General features: G+C 66.6%; 18 protein-coding genes. 11 read left to right on the plus strand and 7 right to left on the minus strand.

Annotation, left to right across the window (positions count from 1 at the left end; translation table 11 throughout):
* The first annotated feature begins 20 nt into the window (after positions 1 to 20).
* The 3 genes from otsB to otsA are packed head-to-tail and all read left to right on the plus strand — an operon-like array spanning position 21 to position 2,666.
* Positions 21 to 833, plus strand: coding sequence for a trehalose-phosphatase (otsB, locus tag ACNFIA_RS16280; protein ID WP_416786590.1), 813 nt, complete (start codon positions 21 to 23; stop codon positions 831 to 833).
* Positions 830 to 1,204, plus strand: coding sequence for a trehalase-like domain-containing protein (locus ACNFIA_RS16285; RefSeq protein ID WP_416786593.1), 375 nt, complete (start codon positions 830 to 832; stop codon positions 1,202 to 1,204). The genes otsB and ACNFIA_RS16285 overlap by 4 nt, the downstream gene beginning before the upstream one ends.
* 52 nt (positions 1,205 to 1,256) lie before the next feature.
* On the plus strand, positions 1,257 to 2,666 hold the full coding sequence (otsA, locus tag ACNFIA_RS16290) for an alpha,alpha-trehalose-phosphate synthase (UDP-forming) (protein ID WP_416786595.1): 1,410 nt from the start codon (positions 1,257 to 1,259) through the stop codon (positions 2,664 to 2,666).
* 207 nt (positions 2,667 to 2,873) lie between these two features.
* Here otsA and ACNFIA_RS16295 read toward each other — a convergent pair whose 3' ends face one another.
* Positions 2,874 to 3,041: a hypothetical protein gene (locus tag ACNFIA_RS16295; RefSeq protein WP_184596138.1), complete on the minus strand. Its 168-nt coding sequence runs from the start codon at positions 3,039 to 3,041 to the stop codon at positions 2,874 to 2,876.
* Positions 3,042 to 3,332: 291 nt separating this feature from the next.
* Here ACNFIA_RS16295 and ACNFIA_RS16300 point away from each other — a divergent pair, with 291 nt between their 5' ends.
* A complete protein-coding gene (locus tag ACNFIA_RS16300) occupies positions 3,333 to 3,542 on the plus strand; it encodes a cold-shock protein (RefSeq protein WP_017518411.1) in 210 nt (69 codons plus the stop codon).
* A 142-nt stretch (positions 3,543 to 3,684) separates the two neighbouring features.
* Here the strand turns inward: ACNFIA_RS16300 and ACNFIA_RS16305 are convergent, their stop codons facing one another.
* From ACNFIA_RS16305 to ACNFIA_RS16315, 3 genes are all read right to left on the minus strand, one after another.
* Positions 3,685 to 4,962 (minus strand): MFS transporter, encoded by a 1,278-nt coding sequence (locus ACNFIA_RS16305; protein ID WP_416786598.1) that lies wholly within the window; start codon positions 4,960 to 4,962, stop codon positions 3,685 to 3,687.
* A gap of 114 nt (positions 4,963 to 5,076) precedes the next feature.
* Entirely contained in the window at positions 5,077 to 6,231 is a 1,155-nt protein-coding gene (locus ACNFIA_RS16310) for an acyl-CoA dehydrogenase family protein (RefSeq protein WP_416786600.1), read from the minus strand.
* 59 nt (positions 6,232 to 6,290) lie between these two features.
* Positions 6,291 to 7,157 (minus strand): IclR family transcriptional regulator, encoded by an 867-nt coding sequence (locus tag ACNFIA_RS16315; protein WP_017518408.1) that lies wholly within the window; start codon positions 7,155 to 7,157, stop codon positions 6,291 to 6,293.
* 243 nt (positions 7,158 to 7,400) lie between these two features.
* Between ACNFIA_RS16315 and ACNFIA_RS16320 the strand changes: the two genes are divergently transcribed.
* From ACNFIA_RS16320 to ACNFIA_RS16345, 6 genes are all read left to right on the plus strand, one after another.
* A complete protein-coding gene (locus tag ACNFIA_RS16320) occupies positions 7,401 to 8,177 on the plus strand; it encodes an enoyl-CoA hydratase (RefSeq protein ID WP_416786603.1) in 777 nt (258 codons plus the stop codon).
* A complete protein-coding gene (locus tag ACNFIA_RS16325; RefSeq protein ID WP_416786605.1) occupies positions 8,174 to 9,724 on the plus strand; it encodes a 3-hydroxyacyl-CoA dehydrogenase in 1,551 nt (516 codons plus the stop codon). The genes ACNFIA_RS16320 and ACNFIA_RS16325 overlap by 4 nt, the downstream gene beginning before the upstream one ends.
* A gap of 33 nt (positions 9,725 to 9,757) precedes the next feature.
* Entirely contained in the window at positions 9,758 to 10,960 is a 1,203-nt protein-coding gene (locus ACNFIA_RS16330; RefSeq protein WP_416786608.1) for a 3-oxoadipyl-CoA thiolase, read from the plus strand.
* 22 nt (positions 10,961 to 10,982) lie between these two features.
* Positions 10,983 to 12,221: a CaiB/BaiF CoA transferase family protein gene (locus tag ACNFIA_RS16335; protein ID WP_416786610.1), complete on the plus strand. Its 1,239-nt coding sequence runs from the start codon at positions 10,983 to 10,985 to the stop codon at positions 12,219 to 12,221.
* A 324-nt stretch (positions 12,222 to 12,545) separates the two neighbouring features.
* Positions 12,546 to 13,796, plus strand: coding sequence for an OprD family porin (locus ACNFIA_RS16340; RefSeq protein WP_416786613.1), 1,251 nt, complete (start codon positions 12,546 to 12,548; stop codon positions 13,794 to 13,796).
* A gap of 268 nt (positions 13,797 to 14,064) precedes the next feature.
* Complete coding sequence (locus ACNFIA_RS16345) at positions 14,065 to 14,484, plus strand: hypothetical protein (RefSeq protein WP_259754639.1); 420 nt, start codon at positions 14,065 to 14,067, stop codon at positions 14,482 to 14,484.
* Positions 14,485 to 14,578: 94 nt separating this feature from the next.
* Here the strand turns inward: ACNFIA_RS16345 and ACNFIA_RS16350 are convergent, their stop codons facing one another.
* Positions 14,579 to 14,803, minus strand: a complete 225-nt coding sequence (locus tag ACNFIA_RS16350; RefSeq protein ID WP_416786616.1) for a DUF2798 domain-containing protein — start codon at positions 14,801 to 14,803, stop codon at positions 14,579 to 14,581.
* Positions 14,800 to 15,390: a flavodoxin family protein gene (locus ACNFIA_RS16355; RefSeq protein ID WP_416786618.1), complete on the minus strand. Its 591-nt coding sequence runs from the start codon at positions 15,388 to 15,390 to the stop codon at positions 14,800 to 14,802. The genes ACNFIA_RS16350 and ACNFIA_RS16355 overlap by 4 nt, the downstream gene beginning before the upstream one ends.
* A gap of 108 nt (positions 15,391 to 15,498) precedes the next feature.
* Here ACNFIA_RS16355 and ACNFIA_RS16360 point away from each other — a divergent pair, with 108 nt between their 5' ends.
* Positions 15,499 to 15,936 (plus strand): helix-turn-helix domain-containing protein, encoded by a 438-nt coding sequence (locus ACNFIA_RS16360; RefSeq protein WP_416786621.1) that lies wholly within the window; start codon positions 15,499 to 15,501, stop codon positions 15,934 to 15,936.
* Positions 15,937 to 16,146: 210 nt separating this feature from the next.
* Here the strand turns inward: ACNFIA_RS16360 and ACNFIA_RS16365 are convergent, their stop codons facing one another.
* On the minus strand, positions 16,147 to 17,010 hold the full coding sequence (locus tag ACNFIA_RS16365) for a LysR substrate-binding domain-containing protein (protein ID WP_416786624.1): 864 nt from the start codon (positions 17,008 to 17,010) through the stop codon (positions 16,147 to 16,149).
* Between the last annotated feature and the right edge of the window lie 123 nt (positions 17,011 to 17,133).

The raw sequence follows: 17,133 nt of genomic DNA on the forward strand, positions 1-17,133 counted from the left end.
TGAATATGGAGAAATGGCTCATGTCACGTCCCACATCACGGGGGCCTGTCGACACCGCCATGGTCCCGCAAAGCGAGGCCTCAGCCACGGCGCTGCTGAACCTCTGGCTCAGCCGACCTCAGCAGACCGCCCTGTTCCTGGATGTCGACGGAACCCTTCTGGACATCGCCGACTCGCCGGATGCGGTCGTCGTACCGCCCGGCTTGCTCGACGCGCTCGCCCAGTTGCAGCGCAGTCTCGACGGTGCCCTGGCCCTGATCAGCGGCCGCCCGGTCGAGGAACTCGACCGGCTCCTGCAACCCGTGTGCCTCGCCGCCAGCGGCGGCCACGGCGCCCACTGGCGCGAGCGCGGCGACAGCCCGCTGCGCCGCACCACCCCGGACCTGCCCGCCAACCTGCGGCGGCAGTTGAACGCGTTGGCGCAGCGGCATGTCGGCATCCAGATCGAGGACAAAGGCACCAGCGTCGCGCTGCATTACCGCGCGGCCCCCGACCTGGCCACCGAGCTGCGCGAGGCCCTGCAAACCCTGCTGCGCGCCCCGGAAGGCATCGGGTTGCGCTTGCTCAACGGCAAGCAGGTCTACGAAGTCGTTTCCGAAGGCGTCGACAAGGCGCAGGCGATCCAGCGGCTGCTGGGCACGCCGACTTTTGCCGGGCGCCTGCCGCTGTACATCGGCGACGACGTCACCGACGAGCCGGCCATCGCGCTGATGCCCACCCTGGGCGGCCTGGGGCTATCGGTCGGGCGCGCCTTGCCCGGCGCCAGCGCGGTGTTCAGCGACGCGGAGCAGGTCCGCGACGCATTGATGCAAGCAGGAGGAATTCACCGATGACGAACCGGCACGACGGTGCGCTGGAACTGGGCCTGATCGGCAACTGCCGGGTGGCCGCCCTGGTCAACCCGCAGGCGCGCCTGGTGTGGTGGTGCTACCCGAACTTCGACAGCGATCCGGTATTTTCCCGGCTGCTTGCCGGCGGCGACGAGAAAGCTTTTGCCGACGTGGTGCTGGAGAACCAGGTCAGCAGCACCTCCGACTACCAGCGCAACACCGTGATCATCACCACCGTGTTGCGCGACGACAACGGCGGCGCGGTGCGCATCACCGACTTCGCTCCGCGCGCAACCGCTACGGTCTGCTGTCCGAGGACCCGCACCCGCACACCGGGGAGCTGTGGGGGAACATCCCGCAGACCTACTCCATGACCGGGCTGATCAACTCCGCCATGCGCCTGTCCATCGGCTGGGAGGAGGGTCCATGCCGCGCCTCGTGGTGATTTCCAACCGGGTCGCGATCCCCGACGAGAACGGCCCGGCCCCGGGCGGCCTTGCCGTGGCGGTGGAGGCGGCGATGCGCCACCGCGAAGGCATCTGGTTCGGCTGGAGCGGCGAGAAGGCCGAGGAGCCGGGGCCGCCGACGGTGGTCCAGCGCGATAACCTGCAGTACATCCTCACCGACCTGCACCCGCAGGACTTCGACGAGTACTACAACGGCTTCGCCAACCGCGTGCTCTGGCCGATCCTGCATTACCGGGTGGACCTGGCCGAGTTCAACGAGGCCGAGTTCGGCGGGTACCAGCGGGTCAACGAGTTCTTCGCCGAGCGCCTGAGCCCGCTGCTGGAGGAGGACGACGTCCTCTGGGTCCACGATTACCACCTGATTTCCCTGGCGTCCGCGCTCAGGCAGCGTGGGCACGGCAACCGCATCGGCTTCTTCCTGCACATCCCGATGCCGCCGGCTGACCTCATCACCGCGCTGCCGCACCATGACGAACTGATCCGCGCGTTGACCCAATACAACCTGATCGGCTTCCAGACCGAGAACGACGCCAGCAACTTCGCCCGCTACCTGACCCGCGTGGTGGGCGCGGCGACGCCCGATGGCCGGCGCTATCACCTGGAAGACCAGCAATTTCGCGTCGGCGTGTTCCCGGTGGGGGTGGATGCCGCCGGGTTCCGCCGGCTCGCCGAAGAGGCGGCGCAGAGCCAGGCCGCCCAGGACCTGCGCGAGAGCCTCGGCGGCCGGGCGCTGATGGTAGGAGTGGACCGCCTGGATTACTCCAAGGGCATCGTCAATCGGCTGGACGGCTACGAGCGCTTCCTGGAGCGGAACCCGGGCTGGCACAACCGCGTCACCTGCCTGCAGATTTCACCGGGCAGCCGCCAGGATATTCCCGAGTACGTCGACATCGACGCAGCCGTCAGCGCGCGGGTAGGGCATATCAACGGGCGTTTCGGCGCGGTGTCCTGGGTGCCGCTGCGCTACGTGGCGCGCAATCACCACCGTGCCGATATCGCCATGGTCATGCGCCACGCACGGATTGGCCTGGTGACGCCGCTGCGCGATGGCATGAACCTGGTCGCCAAGGAGTTCGTCGCCGCCCAGGATCCGGACGACCCCGGCGTGCTCATCCTTTCCCAGTTCGCTGGTGCCGCCGCCGAGCTGGGCGGCGCGCTGATCGTCAATCCTCATGACCGCGACGCCCTGGCCGACGCCATGCACCAGGCCCTGCGCATGCCGCTCAAGGAGCGCCAGGCCCGCCATCGCGACATGTACGCGGTGCTGGAGGCCAACGATATCCGCTTCTGGGGGCCGAGCTTCATCGACGCGCTGACCCGGCCGGGCAGGGCGCTGAACTGGCTGTCGAACCATTACCTGGGCCATTGAGCGCGCGGCTGACACTGTTCGCGAGCAAGCTCGCTCCTACGAAAACACTGCGGAGCCCGGGCGGGCTGTAGGAGCGAGCCGGCTCGCGAACCCGCTCGGGCGTGATCGCGGGCATGGCCCGCTCTCACAGGGCGCATCGGCGCCCGCCGTTCTGCCCGTGAAACGAAAAACCCCGCCTGGGCGGGGTTTTCTCTGAGCCTTCGAAGGCTAGGGCGCAGGCTTCTTGCCCTCGGACTTCGCCCATTGCGACTTCCGCTCGACCTTCACAGCCAACTGGCCCACGGGAATTTCCTGGATTTCGCCACCCTGGGAGAGGAAGGCGGCAATCTTCTCATCGAGCTCCGAACGTTCGCGAATCAGCTGTGAATCCGTCATGAAGTCACCTATGCGTTGGGGCGCCAAACCGGCCCCGCCAGCCTACACGTCTTTTGCCAATTACGCCGAGATTGCTCGACCATTTGTCAAAATCACCACGGCACGTGAAAAAAAACTATGAATCGCCGCCAAAACTTGTATTCTGCATGGGCTGCCTGCCCAGTAACGAGTTCCGCGACTTGATGTTCTTCTACAAGATGCTCCATCTCCTCGGCACCTCTTCACTACGCATTCAGCTCATCGCCGGTCGGCATTCGGCCGGCCTTTAGCATTCTTTTAGGAGACAACATCATGTCCGATCGTCAAAACGGCATCGTCAAGTGGTTCAACGCTGAGAAGGGCTTCGGCTTCATCACCCCGGAAAGCGGCCCGGACGTATTCGTTCACTTCCGTCAAATCGAAGGCAACGGCTACAAGTCCCTCGACGAAGGCCAGAAGGTCAGCTTCGTTGTGACTGCCGGCCAGAAAGGCCCGCAAGCTGAACAAGTTCGCGCTGTCTAATCGACATCGCTGACGAAAGAGCCCCGCTTCGGCGGGGCTTTTTTTTGCCTGCGATTCATGGCGGCGGCGTTTCCTGCGCGCAAAGCAAAACGCCCGGTGCAAGGCACCGGGCGTTTTCGCAGGCATTGGAGCGGCCTTCAGGTCACTCCTGCTGGGGGTCGAACTGCTTGTCGCGGATGAGCAGGGCGGGGATCACGCCGCAGATGAAGTACGCCGCGCCCATCACCAGGAAGCCCACGCCGATGGACATCTGGGTGGCGAGGAAGCCGATCACCGCCGGGGCGATGGCCGCGCCGATGCGCCCGATGTTGTAGGCGCCGCCCACTGCCGTGCCGCGGAAGGCGGCGGCGAAGCTCTCGGTCATGTAGGTCGCGTTGACGCCGTAGGGGATGCCGTAGAGGAAGCCGAACACCACCAGCATCCAGAGAATGTTCTCCGGACTGTGGAACAGCACGATCACCGGCAGGAACACTGCGGTGCCTAGGGCGCCGAAGGAGAACACCGTGCGGCGGCCGAACCAGTCGGCGGCAATGCCGGCCAGGACCTTGCCGAGGATCATCGCCGCGTAGGTGCCGACCAGGTAGGCGGTCATCGCCTTGAAGTTCATGCCCATCTCGGTTTCCAGGTACGACGGCATCCAGTTGTTCACGCCGTAGTAGCCGAATTGCAGGAAGCCGGCAGTCAGCGCCCAGAACAGGAACATGCGGCTGGCGCGCGGGTCGCTGAAAATCTGGCGGTAGGCGTTCTGCCGGGGCGCGGCGGGCTGGCTCGACGGGGCGGCGGCCTTGCGCTGCTGGCGTTCGGCCTGCGCCTGGACCCAGGCGGCGGGCTCGGGGATCAGCTTGCGCATGGCCACGGCCAGCACCACCGGGATGATGGCGATGTAGAACAGGTAGCGCCAGCCGTGATCCGGCAGGATCCAGCCGGCCAGCAGGGTGGCGACGATGTAGCCGACCGACCAGCCGGCCTGCAGGGTGCCCAGCACCGTGGTGCGGTACTTGGTCGGTACGTATTCGGCCATCAGCGTGTTGCAGGCGACGTACAGTGCGCCCAGGCCCAGCGAGGCGACGAAGCGCGCGGCGGCGAACTGCCAGTAGTTATGGGTCAGCCCGAGGACGGCGGTGCCGACGGAGAACAGCACGATGGTCCAGGCCACCGTCCTGACCCGGCCGAAGCGGTCGCAGGCCCAGCCGCCGTAGATGCCGCCGAAGGCCATGCCGGCCAGGGTGACGCTGCCCAGGCTGCCGGCCTGGAGGTTGCTCAGGCCGAACTCGGCCTTGAGGCTGGTGAGGCTGTAGGAGAGCAGCATCAGGTCCGCGCCGTCGATCAGCAGACCGAGGAAGCAGAAGGCGAAGACCAGTATCCAGGTCTTGCTCTGTGTGGCGGTTGTCGCCGCCGTGGCGGAAGCAGTGTTTTCCATGAACGTATTACCTGTTGTAGTTGTTGGCGGGCCGGTAGACCGGCCCTCGGTAAGCGTGCGTACGAATCCTGCTGGCGGGCGTGGGGGAGTAGCCCTGCGCCCGCCCCGTGGGGGTCAGGACTGGGCTTCGCGAATCATGTTGCGAGCGATGATCACCTGCTGGATCTGGGTGGTGCCCTCGTAGAGTCGGAACAGGCGGACGTCGCGGTAGAAGCGCTCGATGGCGTATTCGCTGACGTAGCCGGCGCCGCCGTGGATCTGCACACAGCGGTCGGCGACGCGGCCGCACATCTCGGTGGCGAACATCTTCGCGCAGGAGGCTTCGGTGCTGACGTTGCGGCCCTCGTCGCGCTTGCGCGCGGCGTCCAGCACCATGCAGCGGGCGGCGTAGATCTCGGCCTTGCTGTCGGCGAGCATCGCCTGGATCAGCTGGAATTCGGCAATCGGCTGGCCGAACTGCTTGCGCTCCAGGGCGTACTGCAGCGCGTCGGCGAGCATGCGCTCGGCGGCGCCGACGCTCAGCGCGGCGATGTGCAGGCGGCCCTTGTCGAGCACCTTCATGGCGGTCTTGAAGCCGACGCCCTCGACGCCGCCGATCAGTTGGCTGGCGGGGATGCGCACGTTGTCGAAGATCACGTCGCTGGTGTGCGCGCCTTTCTGGCCCATCTTGTGGTCCGGCTTGCCCAGGGAAATACCCGGTGTGCCGCGCTCGACGATGAATGCGCTGATGCCGCCGGAGCCCTTGATCGCCGGGTTGGTGCGCGCCATCACGGTGTAGATGCCGGCATGCGGGGCGTTGGTGATGAAGCGCTTGGTGCCGTTGAGCACGTAGAAGTCGCCGTCGCGCACGGCGCTGGTCTTCAGCGAGGCGGCGTCGGAGCCCGAGTCCGGCTCGGTCAGGCAGAAGGCGCCGAGCAGTTCGCCGCTGGCGAGCTTGGGCAGGTAGTGGGCTTTCTGCTCCGGCGTGCCGTCGATGAGGATGCCGATGGAGCCGATGCCGTTGTTGGTGCCGATGTAGGAGCGGAAGGCGGGGGAGGTGCGGCCGAGTTCGAAGGTGATGTTCACCTCTTCTTCCATGGTCACGCCCAGGCCGCCGAACTCTTCGGGGATGGTCAGGCCGAACAGGCCCATCTCGCGCATCTGCTCGATGATGTCCTGGGGGATGGCATCGGTCTCGGCGACCTCGTTTTCCCGCGGGATCAGCACTTCGCCGACGAACTGGTGGATGGAATCCAGAAGTATCTGCAGCGTTTCTGGGTCTCGGATCATGTGCACTCCTCAAAAGGCCCGCGGGCGGGCCTGTCTGGCGAGGCACCGTCACCCGAGCATCAACGAGCGGCGGCACCTATGTTGTTGACCATGTTGATCAGGCGGGGCCCGATGTCGTCCTCGAGCTTCTCGCGGGTCAGCTGGAAGCTCGGGCCGCCGCAGTTGAAGGCCAGCAGCCCGTACTGCGGGTGTACCAAGGGCACCGCGACGGAGTTGACGTCGCGGTGCCATTCGCCGATCGACAGGCAATAGCCGTAATCGGTGAAGTCCCTGAAGGCACGGTCCAGACCTTTGCGGATGGCCGGCCAGTTTTCCGGTTCGCGTTCGCGAATGTGGTCGAGCAGGAATTCCCGCTCGTTCTCCGGCATCGCCGCGAGGCACGCGCGGCCCACCGAGCTCGCCGCCAGCGGCAGGTAGCTGCCGATCTGCCGGCGCATCGTCATGTTTCCCTGCCCCTGCACGACGTCCAGGTAGACCATCTGAAGGCGGTCGCGGGCCGCCATGGCTACCGCCGCCTGGGCGTGGTTGGCCAGTTCTTCCATCAGCGGGTGGGCCACCGCGCGGATCGACAGGTTCGACAGCATCGCGTAGCCGAAGCCCAGCACGCCGACGTCCAGCTGGTACTTGCCCGAATGCACCTCGCGCTTGAGGCAACCCAGGCGCATCAGGGTATTGGTCAGGCGTGTCACGGTCGGCTTGGGCAGGTCGGTCTTGCGGGCCAGGTCCTGGTTGCTCAGCACGTTTTCCCGCGGCGTGAAGCAACGCAGGATCTCCAGGCCGCGGGCCAGGGCCGTCACGAACTGACCGCTGTTTTCCTCTTCGCTCAACGCGGTGGCCGGGTCATACAGGCCCCGTTCCAGCAGGCCGATTTCGCCTTCGTTTTTTGTCGGCGCAGCCGAATCCATCTCCGTCTTGTTGCGGCGCATGGTAGAACCCCTATTCACGGAAAATCAATAAAATAAAATGCAGTTTCGTCAGGCGAAATTGTAATGGGTCTAAGAGGTTTCGTACAGAAGCCACCTAAAAAATATTGCAGACCAAGTAGATAAAGGCTTTGAGCGGTTGTTCCGATCAACACCGTTTACAGGCTGGATGGCCTGTTACTATGATGAAATCAAAATACGGAATGTAGTTTCGTCAGACGAAACAAGTGTGAGGGTAAAGCTCCCATGAATACCAGCGTGGTTCATCTCGATATCCGGGCCGATGGCGTGGCGGTGGTGCGCATCGACCGACCGGAAGCCAAAAATGCCCTGAACGCTGCCGTGCGCCAGCAACTGGCCGAACATTTCCGCGCGCTCAGTGACAACCCGGCGGTGCGTGCGGTGGTGCTCACCGGCGGCGAGGCCTGTTTCGTCGCCGGGGCGGATATCCGCGAGTTCGCCCAGGCCAGCCCCATCGAGATGTACCGCCGCCATACCGAACTGCTGTGGGAAGCCATCTCGCGCTGCCCCAAGCCGGTGATCGCCGCGGTGAACGGCTTCGCCCTGGGCGGCGGCTGCGAGCTGGCGATGCACTGCGACATCATCGTCGCCGGTGAATCGGCGCGCTTCGGCCAGCCGGAAGTGAAGCTCGGCCTGATGCCCGGCGCCGGCGGCACCCAGCGGCTGATCCGCGCCGTGGGCAAGTTCCAGGCAATGCGCATCGCCCTGACCGGCTGCCTGATCAATGCGCCCGAAGCCCTGGCCATCGGCATGCTCAGCGAAGTGGTGGAAGACGCCCGTACGCTGCCCCGCGCGCTGGAACTGGCCGCCGAGATCGCCGCGCTGCCGCCGCTGGCCGTGGCGCAGATCAAGGAGGTGATGCTCGCCGGCGCCGACCTGCCGCTGGACAGCGCCCTGACCCTGGAGCGCAAGGCCTTCCAGCTGTTGTTCGATTCGAAGGACCAGAAGGAGGGCGCCGCCGCCTTCCTGGAAAAACGCCAAGCCAGCTTCCTGGGAGAATGAGCATGACCCTTTCGTTTGGCAGCGAGCGCATCCAGCGCATCGCCATCGTCGGCACCGGCGTCATGGGCAGCGGCATCGCCCAGATCGCCGCCCAGGCCGGCATCCAGGTGAAACTCTTCGACGCCCGCGAGGGCGCCGCGCAAGCCGCCCGCGACCACCTCGGGCAAACCCTCGCCAAGCTGGCGGAGAAGGGCAAGATCACCGCCGACGAGGCCGACGCCACCCTGGCGCGTCTGCAGGTTGCCGGCTCGCTGGGCGAGCTGGCGGATTCCGACCTGGTGGTCGAGGCGATCATCGAACGGCTGGACGCCAAGCAGGCGCTGCTGGCCGAGCTGGAGGCGGTGGTCAGCGCCGACTGCATTCTCGCCACCAACACCTCGTCGCTGTCGGTCACCAGCATCGCTCGTGGCTGCCAGCGCCCGCAGCGGGTGGCGGGTTTCCACTTCTTCAACCCGGTGCCGCTGATGAAGGTGGTCGAGGTCATCGACGGCCTGGCCGGCGACCCGCAGGTCGGCGATTGCCTGATAGCGCTGGCCACGCGCATGGGCCACCGCGGCATCCGCGCCAAGGACACCCCCGGCTTCATCATCAACCACGCCGGCCGTGCCTACAGCACCGAAGCACTGCAGATGCTCAAGGAAGGTATCGCCGAGCCGGCAGACATCGACCGCATCCTGCGTGAGGGCCTGGGCTTCCGCATGGGCCCGCTGGAGCTGTTCGACCTGACCGCGCTGGACGTGTCGCACCCGGTGATCGAATCCATCTACAACCAGTTCTACCAGGAGCCGCGCTATCGCCCCGCGGCGCTGACCCGGCAGATGCTCGAGGCCGGCTTCGTCGGACGCAAGGCCGGCCGTGGTTTCTACCGCTACGCCGACGGCAAGATGATCGACCCGCCCGCGCCGCAGCCGGTGCCGAGCGTGACGGCCATGCCGCCGGTGTGGATCGGCGCGGAGAACGACCCCGATCGCCAACGCCTCGGCGAATTGCTCAAAAGCCTGGGCGCGAACCTGGAGCAGGGCGCCGAGCCGAGCAGCGAGGCGCTGTGCCTGCTCGCTCCCTATGGCGTGGATGCGACCACCGCCTGCCAGCACTTCGGCACCGACCCGGCGCGCACCCTGTGCATCGACCTGCTGCTGGACCTGCAGCGCCACCGCTGCCTGATGCAGAACCCGGCGACCTCCAGCGCCATGCGCGATGCGGCTCACGCGCTGCTCGCCTCTGACGGCGTCGGCGTCACGGTCATCAACGACAGCGTCGGCTTCGTTGCCCAGCGTGTCCTGGCGCTGATCGTCAACCTGGCCGGCGACATCGTCCAGCAGCGCATCGCCAGCGTCGACGACCTCGACGAAGGTGTGCGCCGTGGACTGGGCTACCCGCAGGGCCCGTTGGCCTGGGGCGACAGCGTCGGCCCGGCGCGCCTGCTGCACATTCTCGAACGCATGACCGGCCTCACCGGCGATGCCCGCTACCGCCCCGGCCCCTGGCTGCGCCGCCGCGCCGCGCTGGGGCTGTCGCTGCGCCACGCCGAGCCCGCGCTGGGCTGAGACCCGGCGTCCACCGTTTTCAAGGAGACTTCCATGCTCAACGCCTATATCTACGCCGGCCTGCGCACCGCCTTCGGCCGTCACGCCGGTGCCCTGGCGCCGGTGCGCCCGGACGACCTCGTCGCCCAGGTGATCCGCGAGCTGCTGGCCCGCACCCACGTGCCTGGCGATGCCATCGAGGACGTGATCCTCGGCAACACCAACCAGGCCGGTGAAGACAGCCGCAACATCGCCCGCCATGCCGCGCTGCTCGCCGGCCTGCCCGTCACCGTGCCCGGGCAGACGGTCAACCGCCTGTGCGCCAGCGGCCTGGCCGCCGTCATCGACGCAGCGCGTGCCGTGACCTGCGGCGAAGGCGAGCTGTTCGTCGCCGGTGGCGTGGAGAGCATGTCCCGCGCGCCCTTCGTCATGGCCAAGGCCGAGGCCGCGTACAGCCGCGATCTCACCGTGTTCGACAGCACCATCGGCGCGCGCTTCCCCAACCCGAAGATCATCGCCGGGTTCGGCAACGACAGCATGCCGGAGACCGGCGACAACGTAGCCCGCGAGTTCGGCATCAGCCGCGAGCAGGCCGACCGTTTCGCCGCCCGTTCGCAGGCCAACTACGAGGCCGCCCGCCAGGCCGGCTTCTTCGCCGAGGAAATCCTCCCGGTCAGCGTGCCCACCGGGCGCAAGACGCCGCCGAACGTTATCGAGCAGGACGAGCATCCGCGCCCGTCTTCCGATGAAGCCGCACTGGCCCGCCTGAAGCCGCTGTTCGATGGCGGCGTGGTCACTGCCGGCAATGCCTCCGGCGTCAACGATGGCGCCGCCGCGCTGCTGATCGGCTCTGCGGCCGCCGGTGAGCGCCACGGCCTCAAGCCACTGGCGCGGATTCTCTCGGCGGCGGCGGTTGGCGTCGAGCCGCGCATCATGGGCGTCGGCCCGGTGGAGGCGATCAACAAGGCGCTCGCGCGCGCCGAACTGACCCTGGCCGACATGGACATCATCGAGATCAACGAAGCCTTCGCCTCCCAGGTGCTCGGCTGCCTGCACGGCCTGGGCGTGGACTTCGACGATGCGCGGGTCAACCCCAATGGCGGCGCCATCGCTGTGGGCCATCCGCTGGGCGCCTCCGGCGCGAGGCTGGCGCTGAGCGTGGCGCGGCAACTGCAGCGCAGCGGTCAACGCTATGCGGTGATCAGCCTGTGCATCGGCGTGGGCCAGGGGCTCGCCATGGTTATCGAGCGCGCGTGAGCGCGCCTGCGAGGAGTTGAAGATGGGTGCTTTGAGCGGATACCGCGTACTCGACCTCAGCCGCGTGCTGGCCGGCCCCTGGTGCGGCCAGGTGCTGGCCGACCTGGGCGCGGAAGTGATCAAGATCGAACGGCCCGGCGTGGGTGACGATACCCGCGGCTGGGGCCCGCCGTACATGAAGACCGCCGACGGTTCGGACAGCTCCGAGGCCGCGTACTACCAGTCCACCAACCGCAACAAGCTGTCGGTGGCGCTGAACCTGGCGAGCGAGGAAGGCCAGGCGCTGGTGCGCGCGCTGGCCTGCGAGTGCGATGTGCTGATCGAGAACTACAAGGCCGGCTCGCTGGCCAAGTACGGGCTGGATTACGACAGCCTGTCGAAGCTCAACCCGCGCCTGGTGTACTGCTCCATCACCGGCTTCGGCCAGACCGGCCCGCGCGCCGAGGAGCCCGGCTACGACTTCATCATCCAGGGTATGGGCGGGTTGATGAGCATCACCGGCGAGAAGGACGGCGTCCCCGGCGCCGGCCCGCAGAAGGTCGGTGTCGCTGTGTCCGACGTGATGACCGGCCTGTACTCGGTGGTCGCCATCCAGGCGGCGCTGCTGGCGCGGGAAAGGACCGGCCGCGGCCAGCACTGCGACATGGCGCTGCTCGACGTGCAGGTCGCCATGCTCGGCAACCAGAGCCAGAACTACCTCGCCACCGGCCGCTCGCCGGGGCGCCAGGGCAACGCCCACGTCAACATCGTGCCGTACCAGGTGTTCAGCGCGAAGGACATGGATTTCATCATCGCCTGCGGCAACGACAGCCAGTTCGTCTCGCTGTGCGAGGCCATCGGCCTGCCGGAGCTGCCCAGGGACCCGCGCTTCACCCGCAACGCCGACCGGGTGCGCAACCGCGACATCATCGTCGGCAAGCTGGCCGAGCATTTCCAGGGCGACACCGCGGACAACTGGGTGCGCCGCATCCACGCGATGAAGGTGCCGGTGGGCGTGATCAACGATATCGGCCGCGCGCTGGACGAGCCCCAGGTGGTCGCCCGCGACATGCTGGTGGACATACCTCACGCGCAGAACCCCGGCTTCCGCATGGTCGGCAGTCCGCTGAAGCTGTCCGAGACGCCGGTGGAATACCAGCGCCCCGCACCCATGCTCGGCGAACACACCGACGAGGTGCTCAAGCGCCGCCTCGGGCTGGACGATGCGCGCCTGGCGGCGCTCAAGGCCGAGGGTGTGATCGAGCAACTGGGCCAGGGCTGACGCCGTGCGCGAATGACGGCGGATCGCCGCAAGCGGTCAGGTGCCCCAGGCTCGTTGAGTCCGTGGGCGAGCAAGGCCTTTGAAGAGCGCGCCGACGCAAGCCTCGATCCGTAGGAGCGAGCTTGCTCATGAATCCACTGCCCTCCGGCGCCGACGCCGGAGGGCGCCACTCACAGGAAAACCGAATGAACGTGCTGGTCGCCGACCTGTTCGAAGCCGCACCGGAGCTGGAAAAGGTCGTCTGAGCCCGCGCATTCCCGTGCCGGGCCAGCCGACATCGGCCCGGCGTTTTGCCAACACCTCACGTAGATAGAAACAAGAACAATGAATACTCGTCGACTCCCTGTGCTGGTCTCCGGACTGGCGCTGCTGCCCCCGTTCGCCCTCGCCGATTTCCTCGCCGACAGCAAGGCCAGCATCGAAACGCGCAACTTCTACTTCAACCGCGACTACCGCCAGAGCGGCGCCGCCCAGTCGAAAGCCGAGGAATGGGCGCAGGGCTTCCTGCTGCGCTACGAATCGGGCTACACCGACGGCACCGTTGGCGTCGGCGTGGATGCCCTCGGCCTGCTGGGCCTGAAGCTCGACTCCAGCCCGGACCGCTCCGGCTCCGGCCTGCTGCCGTATTCCGCCAGCGACCGCCGCGCCGCCGACGACTACAGCGCGCTCGGCCTGACCGCCAAGCTGCGTGCCTCCAACAGCACCCTGAAGGTGGGCACGCTGCTGCCCAAGCTGCCGGTGGTGCAGTACAACGACACCCGCCTGCTGCCGCAGACCTTCCAGGGCGCGCTGGTGGAGTCGAAGGAGCTCGACGACCTCGACCTGCAGCTTGGCCAGTTGCGCCAGGTGAAGCAGCGTGATTCGACCAACGACGAAGACCTGTCGATGACCCGTGGCAACAAGCGCAACATCGTTGCCGGCAGCCACCTCAGCAGCGACCGCTTCAACCTCGCCGGCGGCACCTATCGCTGGAACAGCCAGCTCAGCACCAGCTACCACTACGCCAACCTCGAAGACCTCTACCGCCAGTACTACGTAAGCCTGGTGCACACGCTGCCGATCGCCGAGGGCCAGTCGCTGAAGTCCGACATCCGCTGGGCACGCTCCACCGACGATGGCGGCAGCAACGTCGACAACCGCGCGCTCAACGCCATGTTCACCTACAAGCTGGGCAACCAGGCGTTCGGCCTCGGCCTGCAGCGTATGTCTGGCGACACCGGCTTCGCCTACCTGTCCGGCACCGACCCTTACCTGGTCAACTACGTGCAGATCGGCGACTTCGCCAACAAGGACGAACGCTCCTGGCAGCTGCGCTACGACTTCAACTTCGCCACCTATGGGTTGCCCGGGCTGAGCCTGATGACGCGCTACTTGCGCGGCGACCACATCGACCTGCTGAACGGGCAGGGCAACGGCAAGGAGTGGGAGCGCGATACCGACATCGGCTACGTGGTGCAGAGCGGTGCGCTGAAGAACGTCGGCTTCAAGCTGCGCAACAGCACCTTCCGCAGCAGCTTCGGCAACGACATGGACGAAACCCGCTTCATCGTCAGCTACACCCTGCCGATCTGGTAAGGGTGGCGGGCCCCCGGTCCTTGGCGATCGGAGGCTTGCCCCACGGGTGTCCGGGCGCTGCGCAGGCAGGCCCGGACACCCGCGGGGGACACGCCAGGACGAACGGCGTGAACACCCGTGCTTGAGCGAGCGAGGGGATATTTCCTGCGTGCCGGCTGTCTCACCGGACGCGGAAAAGTCTGGCCAGGGCCTGCGCCCTCGGCTTATAAAACCCCTTCGCCGCTGCAGACCCGCAGGGATGGCGGCCCCACGAGATCAAGGAACGATGATGCGACGAGTCACGATGATTCTGCTCGCGGCTGCGCTATTGCAAGGCTGCGCACACCAGAAAACCGGCAACCAGTGCGAAGACAACTTCAACACTTCGGGTGGTTTCATGGCCGGCAAGACCTACAACTCCAGCGTCGTATTCGACCACCTGGCCCCCGAAAAGGCCTTCCACAACGCGCAGAAGGCGCTGCTGAAGGAAGGCTTCTCCATCGATACCGCAGACGACGAGCGCGGCATCATCTCCGCCCACCAGGGCGTCATCCTCAGCAGCCGCACCGCGCCGATGAGCGTCGTGGTGGAGGAGGCCGGGAAGGGCAGCAAGGTGAGCTACATCTTCACCACCTCCGGCGGCATGTACACCACCGACGGCGTGGTGCGCGAGGGCTTCTGCCGCCTGGCGGACGGAATGCGCGAGTAGCTCTGCCCAGGCCGCCATTGAGCAGGCATCCGGCTCCTTGTCGGATGGGTATCGCTGCACGCCACGCCACCCTGCGGCGAGGCTCACGGGTATCTCAGGCCCTGGCCAGCTTTTCGACGAGGCGCCGCGTCAGCGGGGCGATGACCAGCACCAGCGGGAAGGCGATGCTCCAGCTGGTGAGCCAAGCACCCAGCCAGAGCTGGGCAAAGGCCGGTGCCAGGCCGATGGCGCGCCAGGTGGAGAGCCCGGACACCAGCAAGGTCATCACGCCGGACAGGATCAGCGCGAACAGCAGCGGGCCGTAGCGGCGCGGGATCATGCCTGGGCCTCCTTTGCATGCTCGAGCTGTGGCGAGTGCAGGCGGCCCAGGGTCTGGGCGAAGTGCTCGCCGAACAGTCGCGCGGTCTTCAGGTCGCCGGGGCAGAAATCCGTGGCGGTCTTGTCGGCCTGGGCCATCAGCCCGGACCAGGAGCCGAGCCGGTTGGCCGCTTCTTCGACCGGCACGCCCAGGTGCTGCTCGGGGAGGATCGGGTTGCCGGCCCAGAGCATCCCGTGCTGCATGCAGAAGGTGAACAGCGAGATTAGCGTGGACTGCTTGTCGCCCGCCGGCAGCGCCGAGACGGTGAAGCCGGCGGCGAGGCGGCCGCGCAGCCTCTGCTGGCGCCACAGCGGCCCGGTGGCGTCCATCAGCGCCTTCAGCGGCGCCGAAACGCCACCCAGGTAGGTGGGCGAGCCCAGGATCAGGCCGTGATAGGCAAGCAGCGCCTGCGGCTGTTCGATCAGCTCCTGCGCCTTGAGCAGGTGGACTTCGCAGCCTGGCACCCGGCTCGCGCCGCTGGCGATGGTCTGGGCGATGCGTTCGGTGCGGCCGCTGGCGCTGTGGTAGACGATAGCAATGGTTTTCATGGTTTCTCCGCTGTTTTCACGCAAGGGGAAGGCCGCGTGTGGATTGACCTCGGCGGCCTTTGGCGTGAACCTACAAGTTCAAGCGAACTTGAGGTCAAGAGGTGTTCCATGGATATCGCTGACGTGGCCCGACGTTCCGGCGTGCCGGCATCGACCCTGCGTTTCTACGAGGAAAAGGGGTTGATCGTCTCGCTGGCCAAGCCCGGTGCGCGCCGCCAGTTCGCGCCGCAGATCCTCGACCAGCTGGCGCTGATCAGCCTGGGGCAGTCGGCCGGCTTCAGCCTGGAGGAAATCCGCTCGATGTTCACCGGCGACGGCACCACGAACATCGACCGGCAGATGCTCTCGGCCAAGGCGGACGAGCTGGACGCCACGATCAGACGCCTGCGCGCGATGAGCCGCGGGTTGCGCCATGCGGCGACGTGCCCGGCGCCCAGTCATGCGGGGTGCCCGACGTTCCAGAAGCTGGTGAAGGCGGCGGGCGAGAGTGCACTGGAAGGGAAGAAGGAGCGGGGTAGGTTGAGGAAGGGGCGGGGTGCTGTCTGATGGGGCTGGAGCAGGGCTTGCCCTCTTCCGGCTTGAAGGGCTCTTCGTAGGAACGAGCTTGCTCGCGAACAGGAGCTGTCGGCAGCACCGACGTTGGGCGGGTTCGCGAGCAAGCTCGCTCCTACAGAGAAGCGCTCTGCCCCGTAGGGCGAATAACCCGGAACGGGTCATCCGCCGGCTTGGCGGATAACGCCTGAGGCTTTAGGCGCCCTACAGGGAGACGCTCAGTGCCGTGGACAGCCACTCGCAAAACTCCACTGCCTGTGCAGTGCGCTCGCTCTGCTGATGCACCAGCAGCGACCAGTTCGGCCCGCGCACGGTCTGCTCGCTGAGCGGCGCCAGCAGGCCGTGGCCGAGGGCATCGCCGGCCAGCAACCGGCTCACCAGGGCAATCCCCAGGCCCTGGCTGGCTGCGTCCAGCAGCAGACCGGGGTCGGAGAAGTTCAGGCCCTCGCTGCGCTGGCCGACCTCGGCGCCGCCCTGCAATTGCCAGTGCGCCCAGTCCATTTCCCGCTCTCCATGCAAGGTTGTTCGCGATGTCTGCGGCTGTCGCAGCAATGACGGGTGGCAAGCAGGGTAGAGGCGGTCTTCCAGCAGCACACGGAAGCGACACTCGGCCTGGGCGGTGAGGTCGTCGCGCACGGCGATGTCGATGGTCTGGGTGGCCAGGTCCGGGGTTTCGTCGGTGGTCAGCAGCCAGAGGTCGATCTGCGGGTGGCGCGCGTGGAAGTCGCCCAGGCGCGGCACCAGCCAGTGGCGGGCGAAGGCCGGCGTGGTGTTGACCACCAGCTGGTTGGGCTTGCGGTACTGGTCCAGGCGGCGGATGCCCACGGCCAGTTGCTGCAGCATGGATTGCGTGGTGCTGAGAAGGTCCGCGCCGGCGTCGGTCAGTGCCACCTTGCGCCCGGAGCGGTAGAACAGCGGCTGCTCGACGAAGCTCTCCAGGCTGCGGATCTGCTGGCTGATGGCCGACTGGGTGAGGTGCAGTTCCTCGGCAGCCTTGTGGAAGCTGCCCAGGCGCGCGGCGGCTTCGAAGCCGCGCAGGGCGTTCAGGGGGGGCCAGTGCTTGAGCATGATCGATAAGTTCGCCTAATCAGTTTTGCGCAAAATCTATCGTTTGTTTTGACATTTTCACAGGCCTAGCATGGTTGTCAGGCGCCGCTGAATCCTTTCCTTCCGATAAAAATTCCTTACCAA

It is taken from the genome of Pseudomonas sp. NY15437 (assembly GCF_048068435.1).
Lineage (GTDB): Bacteria > Pseudomonadota > Gammaproteobacteria > Pseudomonadales > Pseudomonadaceae > Pseudomonas > Pseudomonas nitroreducens_B.

Excerpts from the sequence above, each read along its gene's own strand:
- ACNFIA_RS16365 (WP_416786624.1), bottom strand. The coding sequence starts at position 17,010 with ATGCTCAAGCACTGGCCCCCCCTGAACGCCCTGCGCGGCTTCGAAGCC.
- ACNFIA_RS16345 (WP_259754639.1), top strand. The coding sequence starts at position 14,065 with ATGCGACGAGTCACGATGATTCTGCTCGCGGCTGCGCTATTGCAAGGC.
- ACNFIA_RS16355 (WP_416786618.1), bottom strand. The coding sequence starts at position 15,390 with ATGAAAACCATTGCTATCGTCTACCACAGCGCCAGCGGCCGCACCGAA.
- otsB (WP_416786590.1), top strand. The coding sequence starts at position 21 with ATGTCACGTCCCACATCACGGGGGCCTGTCGACACCGCCATGGTCCCG.
- ACNFIA_RS16350 (WP_416786616.1), bottom strand. The coding sequence starts at position 14,803 with ATGATCCCGCGCCGCTACGGCCCGCTGCTGTTCGCGCTGATCCTGTCC.
- ACNFIA_RS16325 (WP_416786605.1), top strand. The coding sequence starts at position 8,174 with ATGAGCATGACCCTTTCGTTTGGCAGCGAGCGCATCCAGCGCATCGCC.
- ACNFIA_RS16335 (WP_416786610.1), top strand. The coding sequence starts at position 10,983 with ATGGGTGCTTTGAGCGGATACCGCGTACTCGACCTCAGCCGCGTGCTG.
- ACNFIA_RS16320 (WP_416786603.1), top strand. The coding sequence starts at position 7,401 with ATGAATACCAGCGTGGTTCATCTCGATATCCGGGCCGATGGCGTGGCG.
- ACNFIA_RS16340 (WP_416786613.1), top strand. The coding sequence starts at position 12,546 with ATGAATACTCGTCGACTCCCTGTGCTGGTCTCCGGACTGGCGCTGCTG.
- ACNFIA_RS16295 (WP_184596138.1), bottom strand. The coding sequence starts at position 3,041 with ATGACGGATTCACAGCTGATTCGCGAACGTTCGGAGCTCGATGAGAAG.
- ACNFIA_RS16315 (WP_017518408.1), bottom strand. The coding sequence starts at position 7,157 with ATGCGCCGCAACAAGACGGAGATGGATTCGGCTGCGCCGACAAAAAAC.
- ACNFIA_RS16305 (WP_416786598.1), bottom strand. The coding sequence starts at position 4,962 with ATGGAAAACACTGCTTCCGCCACGGCGGCGACAACCGCCACACAGAGC.
- otsA (WP_416786595.1), top strand. The coding sequence starts at position 1,257 with ATGCCGCGCCTCGTGGTGATTTCCAACCGGGTCGCGATCCCCGACGAG.
- ACNFIA_RS16285 (WP_416786593.1), top strand. The coding sequence starts at position 830 with ATGACGAACCGGCACGACGGTGCGCTGGAACTGGGCCTGATCGGCAAC.
- ACNFIA_RS16310 (WP_416786600.1), bottom strand. The coding sequence starts at position 6,231 with ATGATCCGAGACCCAGAAACGCTGCAGATACTTCTGGATTCCATCCAC.
- ACNFIA_RS16330 (WP_416786608.1), top strand. The coding sequence starts at position 9,758 with ATGCTCAACGCCTATATCTACGCCGGCCTGCGCACCGCCTTCGGCCGT.
- ACNFIA_RS16300 (WP_017518411.1), top strand. The coding sequence starts at position 3,333 with ATGTCCGATCGTCAAAACGGCATCGTCAAGTGGTTCAACGCTGAGAAG.
- ACNFIA_RS16360 (WP_416786621.1), top strand. The coding sequence starts at position 15,499 with ATGGATATCGCTGACGTGGCCCGACGTTCCGGCGTGCCGGCATCGACC.